This window comes from Serratia sp. TSA_7 (assembly GCF_052692135.1).
This window is the reverse complement of sequence record NZ_JBQZFU010000001.1, coordinates 1387560-1401575: the sequence shown is the minus strand read 5'-3', so window position 1 is coordinate 1401575 and position 14016 is coordinate 1387560. Positions and strand designations below refer to the sequence as shown.

Below are 14016 nucleotides of genomic sequence, written 5' to 3'. Positions count from 1 at the left end.
AAGCCCGCATTACCAGCGGGCTTAGGGAATCTGCAGTGTCAGATGACAGGTATGCGTGATTACACCGCCCGCGAAAGGGAAGTACGCCACCAACGAAGAAGAGAAGTTTGCTTGTTCATATCTTTGCTCTCTCGATTATCATCCAACCAGGGGATGCCCCTGAACTTGTGTACTAGTTAACTGGTTCGCAGGAATAAAGTCAACCCTCTTTTTACACAATGTTTTAGCGGCAAACGTGAGTTATTTTCATCAGGGCGAATGTGAGCGGGCCAGAATAGATTTCCGTCCGGCCGACGATCGCGGGTATGATAGAAGGCCAAGCCATTGCCGGATATTTCTTTTGACAGACAGCAACCCCCAGCCTTCCGCGTTTACCCTTTACGACCTCCACAGCCATACCACCGCCTCTGACGGCTACCTGACACCGGCGCAACTGGTGCAGCGGGCGGTTGAAATGCGGGTTGGCGTATTGGCGATCACCGATCACGACACCACCGATGGGCTGGCTGCGGCCGCCGCGACTATTGCCGAGTTGTCGCTGCCGTTGCAACTGGTGAATGGGGTAGAAATCTCCACGCTGTGGGAAAACCACGAGATTCATATCGTCGGCCTGGGGATTGATATCGCCCATCCGGCGATGGTGCAGTTATTGGCCGAACAGACTGAACGTCGCAACCTGCGTGCGCAGGAGATTGGCGTACGGCTGGCAAAAGCACGCATCGATGACGCCTTCGAAGGCGCGCAAAAATTGGCGGACGGCGGGGCGGTGACGCGTGGGCACTTTGCGCGTTATCTGGTGCAGATCGGCATTGCCGACAACATGGCGCAGGTGTTCAAGAAATATCTGGCCAAGGGCAAAACCGGTTATGTTCCGCCACAGTGGTGTACAATAAAACAAGCCATTGATGTGATTCATCAATCTGGCGGGCAGGCGGTGATAGCGCATCCGGGCCGTTACGATCTGACGGCCAAATGGCTGAAGCGGCTGTTTGCGCATTTTGCCGAACACGGCGGCGACGCGATGGAAGTGGCCCAGTGTCAGCAAGCACCGCATGAGCGTTCGCTACTGGCGAAGTATGCGCAAGAGTATCAATTACTGGCATCGCAGGGGTCTGATTTTCATCAGCCCTGCGCGTGGATCGAACTGGGCCGTAAACTGTGGTTACCCGGTGGCGTTGAGCCGGTGTGGCGTGACTGGCCGCAACCGCAGCAGGCAGCAGTATATTGATTTTACGGGGGGCGGATGCGCCCGCGTGCATCATTTTTAGGAGCAAGTCATGAGTCAGCTTTTTTATATTCATCCAGATAATCCTCAACCGCGTTTGATCAACCAGGCGGTGGACGTGCTGCGCAAGGGCGGGGTGATTGTCTACCCGACCGATTCCGGTTATGCGCTGGGCTGCAAGCTGGAAGAAAAATCGGCTATGGAACGTATTTGCCGTATTCGCCAGTTGGACGGTAACCACAACTTTACGCTGATGTGCCGTGATTTGTCCGAACTCTCGACTTACGCCTATGTCGACAATACCGCATTCCGCTTGATCAAAAACAACACGCCGGGCAACTACACCTTCATCCTGAAAGCGACCAAAGAAGTGCCACGCCGCCTGATGAATGACAAACGCAAAACCATCGGCCTGCGTGTACCCTCGAACCCTATTGCGCTGGCGCTGTTGGAAGTGCTGGACGAGCCGATGATGTCGACCACGCTGATGTTACCGGGTAACGATTTCGCCGAGTCCGATCCGGAAGAGATCAGCGATCATCTGGGCAAGCAAGTGGATCTGGTGATCCACGGCGGTTTCCTGGGCCAGCAGCCGACCACGGTGATTGATCTGACTGAGTCGGCGCCGGAAGTGGTGCGCGAAGGTGCGGGCGACATAACGCCTTTCCGTTGATTTTATCGCCGCGACGGTTGCTCATTTTCTGAAAAGTGGCTGAAACGACGTCATTTATCGTGAAAGCCGCTATTCTACACAATCAAAAACTGAAAATAGGCAGGATGCATGGCGATGATTAAACGGGGTTCTCTTTTAGCGGTCTTATTGTTTTCCTCTGTGGCCAATGCCGGTTTTTATTCCGGTAACGCTTTGCTGTCTGAAACGGGCGGCTATGTGAAAAACAAAAATGGGGCTGCTACCGTTGCGGAAGCGCTCGATGGCGGCATGTTCATGGGCTATGTGGCCGGCGTCTTTGACACCTATTCGATGCAGGGCAACCGCAATATTTGCCCGGATGCTGGCATGAGCGTAGGCATGGCTTCCGACGCGGTAATGCATTATTTAAATGAACACCCGGAACAGCTGCATTATTCTGCACCTTCAGTGATCATGCTGGCGTTAACCGCGGCTTATCCTTGTGAAAGGCACTAAATCCGTTCGTTTGGTGCGTATATTTTCATTTGGTGCGCTCCCCGTTTTTTAGCACGTTCTTCAATAGATTAAATCGCCAAACGCTGTCAGTTTACTTCCTGCGCACAAGCCCTCTTAACCGCTTTGAGGGCATGACGCTTCAGGAGGTAAAATGACAGCGTTTCACTTTGCTACCCACTCCCTCGATTATCATGATGCCGGTTCCGGCCCGTTGACGCTGGTCTTGCTGCCCGGCTGGTGTGAGCCAAAAACGGTATTTGCCCCCTTCAGCGCGCTGGCGAGTGAGCGATACCGGGTGATTAGCTTCGACTGGCGTGGGCACGGCCTGTCTTCCTGTGATGACGCGCTTTCGCTTGGTGCCGAAGATTTGCTGGCGGACATCCATCAGTTGCTGGTTGCCCTGCAGGTGGAAAGCTTTGTGACGCTTTCGGTGGCACACGCCAGTTGGATTGCCGTCGCCTTGGCAGAGCTCATGCCGCAGCAGGTCAAAGGCTTGGTATTTCTCGATTGGATCATGACGCAACCCGCGCCGGCATTTTTTCAGTCGGTGCAGCAAATGCAACGGCCAGAGCAATGGCTGGCGGCGCGCGATGCCCTGTTTGCCTTCTGGCAAGGCGGGGTTGACCATCAGCCGGTGAAGCATCATCTGACCGTTGAAATGGCCCGTGAGGACTTTCGCCTCTGGCAGGCCGCCGGCGTGGCGATAGAACACGCTTATCGGCAATACCAATCGCCGCTTAACCGGTTAAGCGAACTTGGCTCGCCGCTCCCGTGCAGGCATATTTACTCGCTGGATCGTGATGAAAATTATCTGAGGCAACAGCAGGCTTTTGCGACCGACCATCCGCTCTTCTCGGTCTTGCGGCTGGAACATGCCCGAACGCACCTGGGGATCCTCGAGCGGCCGGATGACGTGTATCGGGCGGTGGTTAACTTTCTTGGCGATTAACCTTTTGCCTGGCTTAACCTGATGCGGGCCTGTGCCCGCGGTTAATAGATTTCGATAATCGGTCTGCTAATAAAGTGGGTTCCAACACTATAGAAAGCCTGTATAATGCGCGGTTCGATCCAAGTAAACGTATTGTTACTGCTGTGGTGCCTGTCGCCGCAGTGGTCATCCCCCCGACGCCTGTGAAGGCGACACTAGAGGTTGCTCAATGAGCGAAAAGTTACAAAAAGTTTTAGCGCGCGCCGGCCATGGCTCGCGTCGTGAAATCGAAACCATAATTGAAGCCGGCCGCGTCAGCGTTGACGGTAAAGTCGCCAAACTGGGCGACCGCGTTGAAGTGACTGCCTCGATGAAAATTCGTCTGGATGGTCACGTACTTTCAATTAAAGAATCCGAAGAAACGGTTTGCCGTGTGCTGGCTTATTACAAGCCGGAAGGTGAACTCTGTACCCGTAGCGATCCTGAAGGCCGCCCGACGGTGTTCGATCGCCTGCCTAAGCTGCGTGGCTCTCGCTGGGTAGCGGTGGGGCGTCTGGACGTCAATACCTCAGGCCTGCTGCTGTTCACCACCGACGGTGAGTTGGCAAACCGCCTGATGCACCCTAGCCGTGAAGTCGAGCGCGAATACGCGGTGCGCGTCTTTGGCCAGATTGACGATGAAAAAGTGAAGCAACTGAGCAAGGGCGTTCAGTTGGAAGATGGCCCAGCCGCCTTCCGCACCATCACTTTCCAGGGCGGCGAAGGCATTAACCAATGGTACAACGTGACCCTGACCGAAGGGCGTAACCGTGAGGTGCGTCGTCTTTGGGAAGCGGTTGGCGTGCAGGTCAGCCGCCTGATCCGCGTACGTTACGGCGATATCGATCTGCCTAAAGGCCTGCCGCGTGGCGGTTGGACCGAGCTGGAACTGCCGGCGATCAACTATCTGCGCGAATTGGTTGAGCTGAAGCCCGAAACGGTCAGCAAGATGCCGGTGGAGCGCGAGCGTCGCCGCGTGAAAGCGAATCAGATCCGTCGTGCGGTCAAACGCCATACCCAGGTGGCGGGCAGTGGCCGCCGCAGCGCGCCAGGCAGCAAGTCCGGCAAACCAAGCAAGCGCAGCTAATCATTACGCCGCAACCCTCTCTGGGCTGCGGCGTTTTCTTTTCGTTACCAGTCAATTCCCTGTTGCGCCATGATACCTGCGTCGAACGCATGTTTTACCGGCCGCATTTCCGTCACCGTATCCGCCAGTTCCAGCAGATCGCGATGGCAGCCACGCCCGGTGATAATGACCGTCTGGTGCGCAGGGCGCTGCCGCAACGCTTCCAGCAGTTCATCCAGCTCAAGATAGCCGTAACTGACCATATAGGTCAGCTCATCCAACAGCACCAGATCCAGGCTGCTGTCGGCGAGCATGCGTTTGCCGTGCTGCCATACCGCCTGACAGGCTGCGGTATCGCCGGCTTTATTCTGGGTTTCCCAGGTGAAGCCGGTTGCCATTACCTGGAATTCTACCCCGTGCTGCTGCAGCAGGTTTTTCTCCCCGTTCGGCCACTCGCCTTTGATGAACTGAATAACGGCGGCTTTCATACCGTGGCCGACGGCGCGCGTTACTGTGCCAAACGCCGCGGTAGTTTTGCCTTTACCGTTACCGGTGAATACCAGCACTAAACCGCGGACTTGCTGGGCGGCGGCGATACGAGCGTCGACCTGTTCTTTCAGGCGCTGCTGACGTTGTTGATGGCGGTCTTCGGCCATGATAAAGCCTCCTTTATTCAGCGGCGCCGGGTTTACGATTGGGTTGAGCATCGAAGCTCATGCCGGTTTTTCGGCGGCTGTCATCGCCCATTAAATAGAGGTAAAGCGGCATAATATCCGCCGGTGTTTTCAGCTTGTTTTTATCTTCGTTCGGGAAGGCCGATGCGCGCATTTGAGTGCGTGTTCCGCCAGGATTGATGCAATTTACCCGAAGATGGCGGCTTTTGTATTCTTCGGCCAACACCTGCATCATGCCCTCCGTGGCAAATTTGGACACCGCGTAGGCGCCCCAGTTGGCGCGGCCCGTACGACCCACGCTGGAACTGGTAAATACCAGCGATCCCGAGTTGGATTTCAGCAGCAGCGGCAGCAGCGCCTGGGTGAGCATAAAGGTTGCATTGACGTTGACCTGCATGACGTCGTGCCACATTTCCATCGACAAGTCAGCCATCGGAGCGATATCCCCCAACAGCCCGGCGTTATGCAAAACACCGTCGAGGCGCGGGATCTGGGTGGCCAGATCATCCGCAACCTGTTTGCACTGTTCCTGCGTGGTGTGCAGCAAATCCAGCGTAACGGTGAAACTTGGTGCGCCGCCCAGTAGGGCGATCTCGCTTTGTACCGCCCGTAGCTTGCTTTCGGTACGGCCCAGCAGCACCAGTTGCGCGCCAAATTTGGCATAGGTAAGTGCGGCTTCGCGTCCGATGCCGTCACCGGCGCCGGTGACCAGGATGATTCTTTGTTCCAGCAGGTCATGTTTAGGTTGGTAATGCACAATAATTCCTCGCGCCGTGATGGCTGTCTCCCGCTTGCATCGGGGAGTGGTGTGGATTAAGAGACCCCGGCGGGAGCAAAGGCTCGACCGCATGCAGGGCCCCGCAGCGAATTTGGCTCATCATGTTGATGAATAATCCGTGTTATATGCCTCAAATGGATCGTATTTTCAATGATTAGGCAGCAGAATCGGCATTCTTTTGTAACAAAAATGGAACAGCGCCGGCTTGGTTAAGTCAAAATGCGCCCACATAGTAAAGAGGCATCACAAGGAATTTTTATTTAGCCGCGACAGCCACCGCGTCGGTTGGCTAGAATGAACGAGATCATACTAACAACCTGTAAATAAAGGCGGAATCTGTGGAGTTTATATCTATTTACGGCCTGTTTCTGGCCAAAGTCGCGACGGTAGTGATTGCCATCGCTGCGCTGGCGTTGCTGGCGGTCAGCCTTGGGCAACGTAAGACCCGTCAGAAAGGTGAGCTTCAGCTGACTGATCTCGGGGAGCAATATCGCGAGATGCAACGCGACATGCGCCTGGCGCGTATGGGTGAAGCGGAACAAAAAGCCTGGAGTAAACAGTTTAAAAAACAGACCAAAGCCGACGATAAACTGAAGAAACAACGCGCTAAAGCCGGTGCCGTTGAAGCAACCAAACCCTGCCTGTATGTCCTGGACTTCAAAGGCAGCATGGATGCTCATGAAGTGACTTCGCTGCGCGAAGAAATCTCGGCGGTGTTGGCAGTGGCAACGCCGCAGGACGAAGTACTGCTACGGCTGGAAAGCCCGGGCGGGGTAGTGCATGGTTATGGTCTGGCGTCGTCACAGTTGGCGCGTCTGCGTACCGGCGGCATCCGCCTGACGGTAGCGGTAGACAAGGTAGCGGCCAGCGGCGGCTATATGATGGCCTGCGTGGCGGATCGCATCGTCGCGGCACCCTTCGCCATCATCGGCTCTATCGGCGTCGTGGCACAAATTCCCAACTTCCATCGCCTGCTGAAAAAGAACGATATTGATGTGGAGTTGCATACGGCAGGCCAGTTCAAACGGACGCTGACGCTGTTTGGGGAAAACACCGAACAGGGGCGTGAGAAGTTCCGCGAAGATCTGAATGAAACCCATGAACTGTTCAAAGAATTTGTACACCAGCAACGGCCTTCGCTGGATATCGACAGCGTGGCGACCGGCGAGCACTGGTTTGGCTCTCAGGCGAAAGAGAAAGGGCTGATTGATGCGATTGGCACCAGTGACGATCTGCTGATCGCCGAAATGGAAAATCACGAAGTGGTCGGGGTGCGCTATACGCGTCGTAAACGTCTGATGGATCGATTTACCGGCAGCGCTGCTGAAAGCGTCGACCGTTTGCTGCTGCGCTGGTGGCAGCGCGGTGAAAAACCGTTGCTTTAAGCGCTTTGATTAAACATAACGGGGGCTAAAAACCCCCGTTTTTTTCTTAATCGGCCAAATGATATTTTTCGGAAAGCACGTGGGCCAAATGTTTAAACATATTAAATACAGCAGTGGTTTTTACCGTAGGTAATCCATCCTGATCCAAAAAGAATTCGCCGCGGAAAACTAAAACGCTGCCTTTTTGTTCAACGTCGTTAGCCACCATGCCCTGCAGATAATCTTCATGTTGTCGGATAATATTATTTGCTTCTTGCAACAGAGCCTCACGGCCAATGGGGGTAGTATTAGTGCACATTATTACACTCCAATCATAAATTCTGCGCGTATTCTAACGCCGGTTCGCATTTATCCGCAAACAGACTAAGGTTTATTTGCCGTCTGGATGGCTAGCGGTATCTGTCGATTGGCGAAATCGCTGTTTCCGTGCTAATTAGGTTGCGTGACGCTTTTTATCAGGTACAGTGTGGGATTTTGCGGCGTCAGGTGGAAGGTTTTGTTTACGCCATGAATGAGTCTCACACGGCCATACTTCTGGGGCATGGGTGATTAGCTGGCGGGATCAACAACTTGCGTTCAGGTTGAGCAGTTAAGCAACCAAAAGAAAAAAACATGTTGATCTCTTGCCAGACTGCCGCAATATAAAAAAGAGATATGAATCGCTGCGGCACGGCGAGATAAAAGACTTCTTTTTAGAAGAAACAAATTTAGGTAAAGGTAAATATGGGTAAAGCTCTCGTAATAGTTGAGTCCCCGGCAAAAGCCAAAACTATTAATAAATACTTAGGTAATGACTACGTGGTGAAGTCCAGCGTCGGTCATATCCGTGATTTGCCGACCAGTGGCTCAGCCAGCAAAAAGAGCGCTGACTCAACCGAAGACAAAGCCAAGAAGAAAGTTAAAAAAGATGAGAAAACGGCGCTGGTAAATCGAATGGGCGTCGATCCTTACCATGGCTGGAAAGCGGATTATGAAATTCTGCCAGGTAAAGAAAAAGTTGTCGCAGAGTTAAAATCGTTAGCGGAAAACGCCGACCACATTTATCTCGCAACGGACCTTGACCGCGAAGGGGAAGCCATTGCCTGGCACCTGCGGGAAGTGATCGGCGGTGACGACAAACGCTTTAGCCGCGTGGTGTTCAACGAAATCACCAAGAACGCGATCCAACAGGCTTTTAAACAGCCGGGCGAGTTGAATATCGATCGTGTTAACGCACAGCAGGCGCGTCGCTTTATGGACCGCGTGGTGGGTTACATGGTATCGCCGCTGCTGTGGAAAAAAATTGCCCGCGGCCTGTCCGCTGGGCGCGTGCAATCCGTTGCGGTACGGTTGGTGGTGGAGCGCGAACGCGACATCAAAGCCTTCGTGCCGGAAGAGTACTGGGAACTGCACGCGGATCTGCTGGCGAAGAATGATACCGCGCTGCAGATGGAAGTGACGCATGCCCACGACAAGCCATTCAAACCGGTTAATCGTGAGCAGACCCACGCCGCTCTCAAACTGCTGGAGAAAGCCCGTTATACGGTGCTGGATCGCGAAGACAAACCTACCAGCAGCAAGCCGGGCGCGCCTTTCATTACCTCTACGCTGCAACAGGCGGCCAGTACCCGTCTGAGTTTTGGCGTGAAGAAAACCATGATGATGGCTCAGCGGCTGTATGAAGCCGGCCACATCACCTACATGCGTACTGACTCCACCAATCTGAGCCAGGATGCGCTCAACATGGTGCGTGGCTATATCGGCGACAATTTCGGCGACAAGTACTTGCCGAAAGCGCCAAACCAGTACAGCAGCAAAGAAAACTCGCAGGAAGCGCACGAAGCTATCCGTCCGTCGGACGTGAACGTGCTGGCCGAGCAGTTGAAAGATATGGAAGCAGATGCGCAAAAGCTGTATCAGCTGATCTGGCGCCAGTTTGTGGCCTGTCAGATGACGCCTGCGCAGTACGATTCCACTACGCTGTCAGTGAAGGCTGGCGATTATCAACTGCGTGCCAAAGGCCGTACGTTGCGTTTCGATGGCTGGACCAAAGTGATGCCTGCTCTGCGCAAGGGTGATGAAGACCGTACCCTGCCGTATGTTGAAGTAGGCAGCGATCTGGAACTGCAAAAGCTGATCCCGAGCCAGCACTTCACCAAGCCGCCTGCGCGTTACAGCGAAGCCTCGCTGGTGAAAGAACTGGAAAAACGCGGTATCGGCCGCCCATCGACCTATGCGTCGATCATCTCGACCATTCAGGACCGTGGCTATGTGCGGGTCGAAAGCCGCCGTTTCTACGCCGAGAAAATGGGTGAGATCGTTACTGACCGTCTGGAAGAAAACTTCCGTGAGCTGATGAACTATGACTTTACAGCGCGCATGGAAGACGGCCTTGACCAGGTAGCCAATAACCACGCCGAGTGGAAAGCGGTGCTGGATGAGTTTTTTGCCGAGTTCAGCGAACAGTTGGAAACGGCGGAGAAAGATCCTGAAGACGGCGGTATGCGCCCGAATCAGATGGTCATGACCAGCATCGATTGCCCGACCTGCGGCCGTAAAATGGGCATCCGTACCGCCAGTACCGGCGTGTTCCTCGGTTGTTCCGGTTATGCGCTGCCGCCGAAGGAGCGCTGCAAAACCACCATTAACCTGGTGCCGGAAACGGAAGTGCTGAATATCCTCGAAGGGGATGATGCAGAAACCAACGCGTTGCGTGCTCGCCATCGTTGCCAAAAATGCGGCACGGCGATGGACAGCTACCTGATCGATAACCAGCGTAAGCTGCACGTTTGCGGTAATAACCCTGCGTGTGACGGCTATGAAATCGAAGAGGGCGAATTCCGCCTGAAAGGGTATGACGGCCCGGTAGTTGAGTGCGACAAATGTGGTTCCGAAATGCACCTGAAAATGGGGCGCTTCGGTAAGTACATGGGCTGCACCAACGAGACGTGCAAAAACACCCGTAAAATCCTGCGTAACGGCGATGTTGCGCCGCCGAAGGAAGATCCGGTTCCATTGCCGGAATTGCCGTGCGAAAAGTCAGACGCTTACTTTGTTCTGCGCGACGGTGCAGCCGGCGTGTTCCTGGCGGCCAACACCTTCCCTAAATCGCGCGAGACTCGTGCGCCGCTGGTAGAAGAGCTGGCCCGTTTCAAGGATCGTCTGCCGGAAAAACTGCGTTACCTGGCGGATGCGCCGGTAGCGGATGGCGAAGGCAACAAAACGATGGTGCGTTTCAGCCGTAAAACCAAACAGCAGTATGTCTCTTCAGAGAAAGACGGCAAGGCCACGGGTTGGTCCGCTTTCTACGTTGACGGCAAATGGGTTGAAGGCAAAAAGTAAGTTTGCAGCCTGAATGCAATAATAAAAACCAGCCCTTGTGGCTGGTTTTTTGTTGCCTGAACGATAGCGGGTCTATTTTTTGCCGTTTTTCCTTCACTGGGCTGGGGTTTCGCGTTGATAGCAATGCAAAATAATCGTTATCATGGTGTGATGCGGATCTATACTTGAAGCTGCTACGTGATATAGTGGTTATATAAAAAGTTTTTTTATGATTAAAGCTTATTAATAACGGCGTTTTCTTCAGCATCTGGGTGAGACACTGTGTTAAGGCTTGTTAGTTTTCAGCATACCGGGGCGACACCGATATACCTGGCTGCGGGTAAGCCGCAGTGTTTAACCTAGGATGGTATAAGATATGAAATTGCAGCAGCTTCGTTACATTGTGGAAGTGGTTAACCACAACCTGAATGTCTCATCGACGGCAGAAGGGCTTTACACTTCACAACCCGGTATCAGCAAGCAAGTGCGAATGCTGGAAGATGAGTTGGGTATCCAGATTTTCGCTCGCAGCGGAAAACACCTTACCCAGGTTACCCCCGCAGGCCAGGAAATCATCCGCATCGCGCGTGAAGTTCTGTCCAAAGTGGATGCGATCAAAGCCGTTGCCGGCGAGCACACCTATCCGGATAAAGGTTCGCTGTACGTCGCGACTACCCATACCCAGGCGCGTTATGCGTTGCCTAACGTCATCAAAGGCTTTATCGAGCGTTATCCGCGCGTTTCGTTGCACATGCACCAGGGATCGCCGACCCAAATTGCGGAAGCGGTATCCAAAGGCAATGCAGACTTTGCCATTGCCACCGAAGCGCTGCATCTTTACGACGACTTAATCATGCTGCCTTGTTACCACTGGAACCGTGCGGTGGTAGTGAAGCCCGATCACCCATTGGCCGGCAAAAGTCATATCACCATTGAAGAATTGGCGGCGTACCCGATCGTCACCTATACCTTCGGCTTTACCGGTCGCTCCGAGTTGGACACGGCGTTCAATCGCGCCGGCCTGACGCCACGCATCGTATTCACCGCAACGGATGCCGATGTGATCAAAACCTACGTGCGCCTGGGATTAGGGGTCGGGGTGATCGCCAGCATGGCGGTGGATCCGGTGCAGGATCCGGATCTGGTGACCGTGGATGCGCGTGATATCTTCACCTACAGCACCACCAAAATCGGCTTCCGTCGCAGCACCTTCCTGCGCAGCTACATGTACGATTTTATCCAGCGCTTTGCACCGCACCTGACTCGCGACGTGGTCGACAACGCGGTAGCACTGCGATCCAACGAAGAGATCGAAGCGATGTTCAAGGACATCAAGCTGCCGATTAAGTAAACGCCGTATACCCGCTTTCACTCCGAGAAACGGGAGGGTTCCCCCTCCCGTTTTTGCTTTTTACCGCGTATCAGCAATCAGTAAGTTGGCAATACCATAACTGGTTAAAAAATCCCCAGCTCATGCTGGCAATCCCGTGAATAACAAGGCTGCTGAAATGTCAAACCTCTGCCCCCAAAGTGGCTAATGGCGCAACTTTCAGTCCAGAACCGTGAGCACCGCTGAATGTACACACCCAGCCTGGTGACTGGTTTGCCAACGCCTCACGCTTCAGAATTAGTGCTCCTTTTTGAATGGTGCCGCTGATTTCGGTATAGCTGTTATCAACATAAATAATGGCCGGGGAGGTTTTGCCGATGCTGATGTTATTTCCCGTAGCCGCAATGGATTCTTTCCCGATCACCACGTTATGTACTGCGCTGCAATTGGCGCCCGGTAACGTCAGATCGCCGAAAATATGGCAGCCGGCAACGCTAACTCGCTGTGCCGTGGTGCCCGCGATAAGGCTACCGGTAATCTGACTATTGCTAATTTTGACTCCGCCAGCGGAACCGAGCGGTGTGCCTGCTGCTGCAGCGACCGTCACATCGCCGTTGATCCTGCAGTTGGTAACCAGAGTTGAACCCGACATCACAACTGTCCTCAGGTAATTCAGAATGCTGTTGCTGATCTGGTAATCGCCCTGAATATTGCCTGATATATACAAACCGCTGCAGAGGGTGTTATCGAGTTTGATACGACCGTTACCAATTGTTGTCGTATCGTAAGGATAAATATCCCCTGAAAGGCGGTGACAACCATTGATCACCATTTGAGCGTATGGACCGTAAGAAACGGCGCGCGTGAAATTGCTAATGCCGCATTCGGTTAGCCAAATCTCCCCCCCCACTTTGATGAAGGTCCCTAATGGCCAATGTCCTTCAGCGTTACCCCCACCGGGGCGTTCAGCGTGCATTCGCGTAAAGTGCATTTGAATGCCGCCACGGACCTCAACAAACGGGGTAACGTTGTTCAGCTCGATAGAACCATCAAAAAAGCGGTTAAAATTACTTTGATCACCAGGGCGGGTGCTCATGATTAACAGGGGTGGGTAAGCGGTAGCATCTGGGTTGGCGACATCGTCAAGGTTGGTGTAGCTGTAACCGTCCTTCATACGACCAGAGGCAAAAACGGAAACCCGGTTGAAGTTGTTATCGAAGGCATTGTCGAGGAACAACGCTGAACCCCGGAAGTTTTGTATGGCGACATCTTCCCACATGGTGGCAGTGGTACGACAATAGACGCCGTGGCAGTATGCCCGACCTTTTTCGTCTTGGGTGGGATCAACGATGCTGGTACCAATCCCTTGTACCATCAGGTTGCGCAGGGTGAGCTGTTGGAATCCAAAAGGTTCGCCCCAGCAATGGATAGCACCGTAATCACCATAGCCTGCGCTGCGCGGAATATTAAAGTCGAGCACGGTACCTGAAGCGCCGTGGCCGCCTTGCCCTTCCAAAAACCAATCTTTGCTGTAATCCAGCACTATAGGTTTTTTAAAATTCACTGTTCCACGCGGAAACACAATTTTGGCTGCATTCCCATTGATCGTCGAGGCATGGTTGAGCAATGTCTCCATTGCTTGGTCCCAACTGTTATTGACGGTCTTAAACCAGACAAGTTCGAGCGTATTACCGTCTCTAACCAAACGCCAGCGTTTGCCCGCCTGAGTGACTACCGTCAATGTACCGTCATCAGCCGTGTTGTCGCCCGCTTTATAAACATAGAAAAGCACGCGATCGGCAGTGCCGCGTAACAAAATCACCTGACCTTCTGATTCTGGTTCGGTAGCCCTTAATGCAGCCACATCTGCAAGTGTATTGATTTTAGTCTCGGCCATATTTTTCTTCCCATGTAATGAAAAATTGACATGCAAGGCGGGGTGTCCAGATAGCTGTACCTGCTGCATGACTTTGCCTGTGAAGAGTAGCGTCGGGGGAAAGGAGAGGCACTTTGTTCGGGCTCTGTCAGGGTTCAATAAACATTGGCGATTAACTTGTTGAGCCAAGGTCACTTCACTCACTTGATTACTTCTGCCTATCGTTCTGATCAAAACGTGTTGTTATCAAAACGTTAATTTCTCTATG

General features: G+C 53.4%; 12 protein-coding genes and 1 other annotated feature (1 of these 13 cut by a window edge). Of the genes, 8 read left to right on the top strand and 4 right to left on the bottom strand.

Annotation, left to right across the window (positions count from 1 at the left end; genetic code table 11):
• Nucleotides 1-98, bottom strand: a sequence feature (Trp leader region) (it extends 6 nt beyond the left edge of the window).
• Nucleotides 99-340: 242 nt separating this feature from the next.
• From rnm to rluB, 5 genes are all read left to right on the top strand, one after another.
• Nucleotides 341-1228 carry an RNase RNM gene (gene rnm / locus ACUTQW_RS06660; RefSeq protein ID WP_020439146.1) on the top strand — a complete coding sequence of 296 codons (888 nt, stop codon included), beginning with the start codon at nt 341-343 and terminating at the stop codon, nt 1226-1228.
• Between the two features lie 49 nt (nt 1229-1277).
• Complete coding sequence (locus ACUTQW_RS06655; RefSeq protein ID WP_235195861.1) at nt 1278-1898, top strand: L-threonylcarbamoyladenylate synthase; 621 nt, start codon at nt 1278-1280, stop codon at nt 1896-1898.
• 114 nt (nt 1899-2012) lie between these two features.
• Nucleotides 2013-2372 (top strand): Rap1a/Tai family immunity protein, encoded by a 360-nt coding sequence (locus ACUTQW_RS06650; protein WP_004945227.1) that lies wholly within the window; start codon nt 2013-2015, stop codon nt 2370-2372.
• Between the two features lie 151 nt (nt 2373-2523).
• Nucleotides 2524-3321 carry an alpha/beta hydrolase gene (locus tag ACUTQW_RS06645; RefSeq protein ID WP_006325744.1) on the top strand — a complete coding sequence of 266 codons (798 nt, stop codon included), beginning with the start codon at nt 2524-2526 and terminating at the stop codon, nt 3319-3321.
• A gap of 208 nt (nt 3322-3529) precedes the next feature.
• Nucleotides 3530-4426: a 23S rRNA pseudouridine(2605) synthase RluB gene (gene rluB / locus ACUTQW_RS06640; protein WP_004945221.1), complete on the top strand. Its 897-nt coding sequence runs from the start codon at nt 3530-3532 to the stop codon at nt 4424-4426.
• Nucleotides 4427-4470: 44 nt separating this feature from the next.
• Here the strand turns inward: rluB and cobO are convergent, their stop codons facing one another.
• Nucleotides 4471-5061 (bottom strand): cob(I)yrinic acid a,c-diamide adenosyltransferase, encoded by a 591-nt coding sequence (gene cobO, locus ACUTQW_RS06635; protein ID WP_004945218.1) that lies wholly within the window; start codon nt 5059-5061, stop codon nt 4471-4473.
• Between the two features lie 13 nt (nt 5062-5074).
• A complete protein-coding gene (locus tag ACUTQW_RS06630; RefSeq protein WP_006325743.1) occupies nt 5075-5836 on the bottom strand; it encodes a YciK family oxidoreductase in 762 nt (253 codons plus the stop codon).
• Nucleotides 5837-6195: 359 nt separating this feature from the next.
• Between ACUTQW_RS06630 and sohB the strand changes: the two genes are divergently transcribed.
• Complete coding sequence (gene sohB, locus ACUTQW_RS06625) at nt 6196-7242, top strand: protease SohB (RefSeq protein ID WP_004945212.1); 1047 nt, start codon at nt 6196-6198, stop codon at nt 7240-7242.
• A 46-nt stretch (nt 7243-7288) separates the two neighbouring features.
• On the opposite strand, the gene ACUTQW_RS06620 is transcribed toward sohB, so the two are convergent.
• Nucleotides 7289-7540, bottom strand: coding sequence for a YciN family protein (locus tag ACUTQW_RS06620; RefSeq protein WP_006325742.1), 252 nt, complete (start codon nt 7538-7540; stop codon nt 7289-7291).
• A 425-nt stretch (nt 7541-7965) separates the two neighbouring features.
• Between ACUTQW_RS06620 and topA the strand changes: the two genes are divergently transcribed.
• Together topA and cysB are read left to right on the top strand one after the other, a co-directional pair.
• Nucleotides 7966-10563: a type I DNA topoisomerase gene (gene topA / locus ACUTQW_RS06615; RefSeq protein WP_004945205.1), complete on the top strand. Its 2598-nt coding sequence runs from the start codon at nt 7966-7968 to the stop codon at nt 10561-10563.
• Between the two features lie 355 nt (nt 10564-10918).
• Entirely contained in the window at nt 10919-11893 is a 975-nt protein-coding gene (cysB, locus tag ACUTQW_RS06610; RefSeq protein WP_004945202.1) for an HTH-type transcriptional regulator CysB, read from the top strand.
• A gap of 160 nt (nt 11894-12053) precedes the next feature.
• Here the strand turns inward: cysB and ACUTQW_RS06605 are convergent, their stop codons facing one another.
• Nucleotides 12054-13838: a hypothetical protein gene (locus ACUTQW_RS06605; RefSeq protein ID WP_037431045.1), complete on the bottom strand. Its 1785-nt coding sequence runs from the start codon at nt 13836-13838 to the stop codon at nt 12054-12056.
• Nucleotides 13839-14016: the final 178 nt, after the last annotated feature.

What these genes read in the sequence shown, in the direction of transcription:
- ACUTQW_RS06655 (WP_235195861.1), top strand. Translation starts at nt 1,278, where the DNA reads ATGAGTCAGCTTTTTTATATTCATCCAGATAATCCTCAACCGCGTTTG.
- ACUTQW_RS06650 (WP_004945227.1), top strand. Translation starts at nt 2,013, where the DNA reads ATGATTAAACGGGGTTCTCTTTTAGCGGTCTTATTGTTTTCCTCTGTG.
- ACUTQW_RS06645 (WP_006325744.1), top strand. Translation starts at nt 2,524, where the DNA reads ATGACAGCGTTTCACTTTGCTACCCACTCCCTCGATTATCATGATGCC.
- rluB (WP_004945221.1), top strand. Translation starts at nt 3,530, where the DNA reads ATGAGCGAAAAGTTACAAAAAGTTTTAGCGCGCGCCGGCCATGGCTCG.
- cobO (WP_004945218.1), bottom strand. Translation starts at nt 5,061, where the DNA reads ATGGCCGAAGACCGCCATCAACAACGTCAGCAGCGCCTGAAAGAACAG.
- ACUTQW_RS06620 (WP_006325742.1), bottom strand. Translation starts at nt 7,540, where the DNA reads ATGTGCACTAATACTACCCCCATTGGCCGTGAGGCTCTGTTGCAAGAA.
- topA (WP_004945205.1), top strand. Translation starts at nt 7,966, where the DNA reads ATGGGTAAAGCTCTCGTAATAGTTGAGTCCCCGGCAAAAGCCAAAACT.
- cysB (WP_004945202.1), top strand. Translation starts at nt 10,919, where the DNA reads ATGAAATTGCAGCAGCTTCGTTACATTGTGGAAGTGGTTAACCACAAC.
- ACUTQW_RS06605 (WP_037431045.1), bottom strand. Translation starts at nt 13,838, where the DNA reads ATGCAGCAGGTACAGCTATCTGGACACCCCGCCTTGCATGTCAATTTT.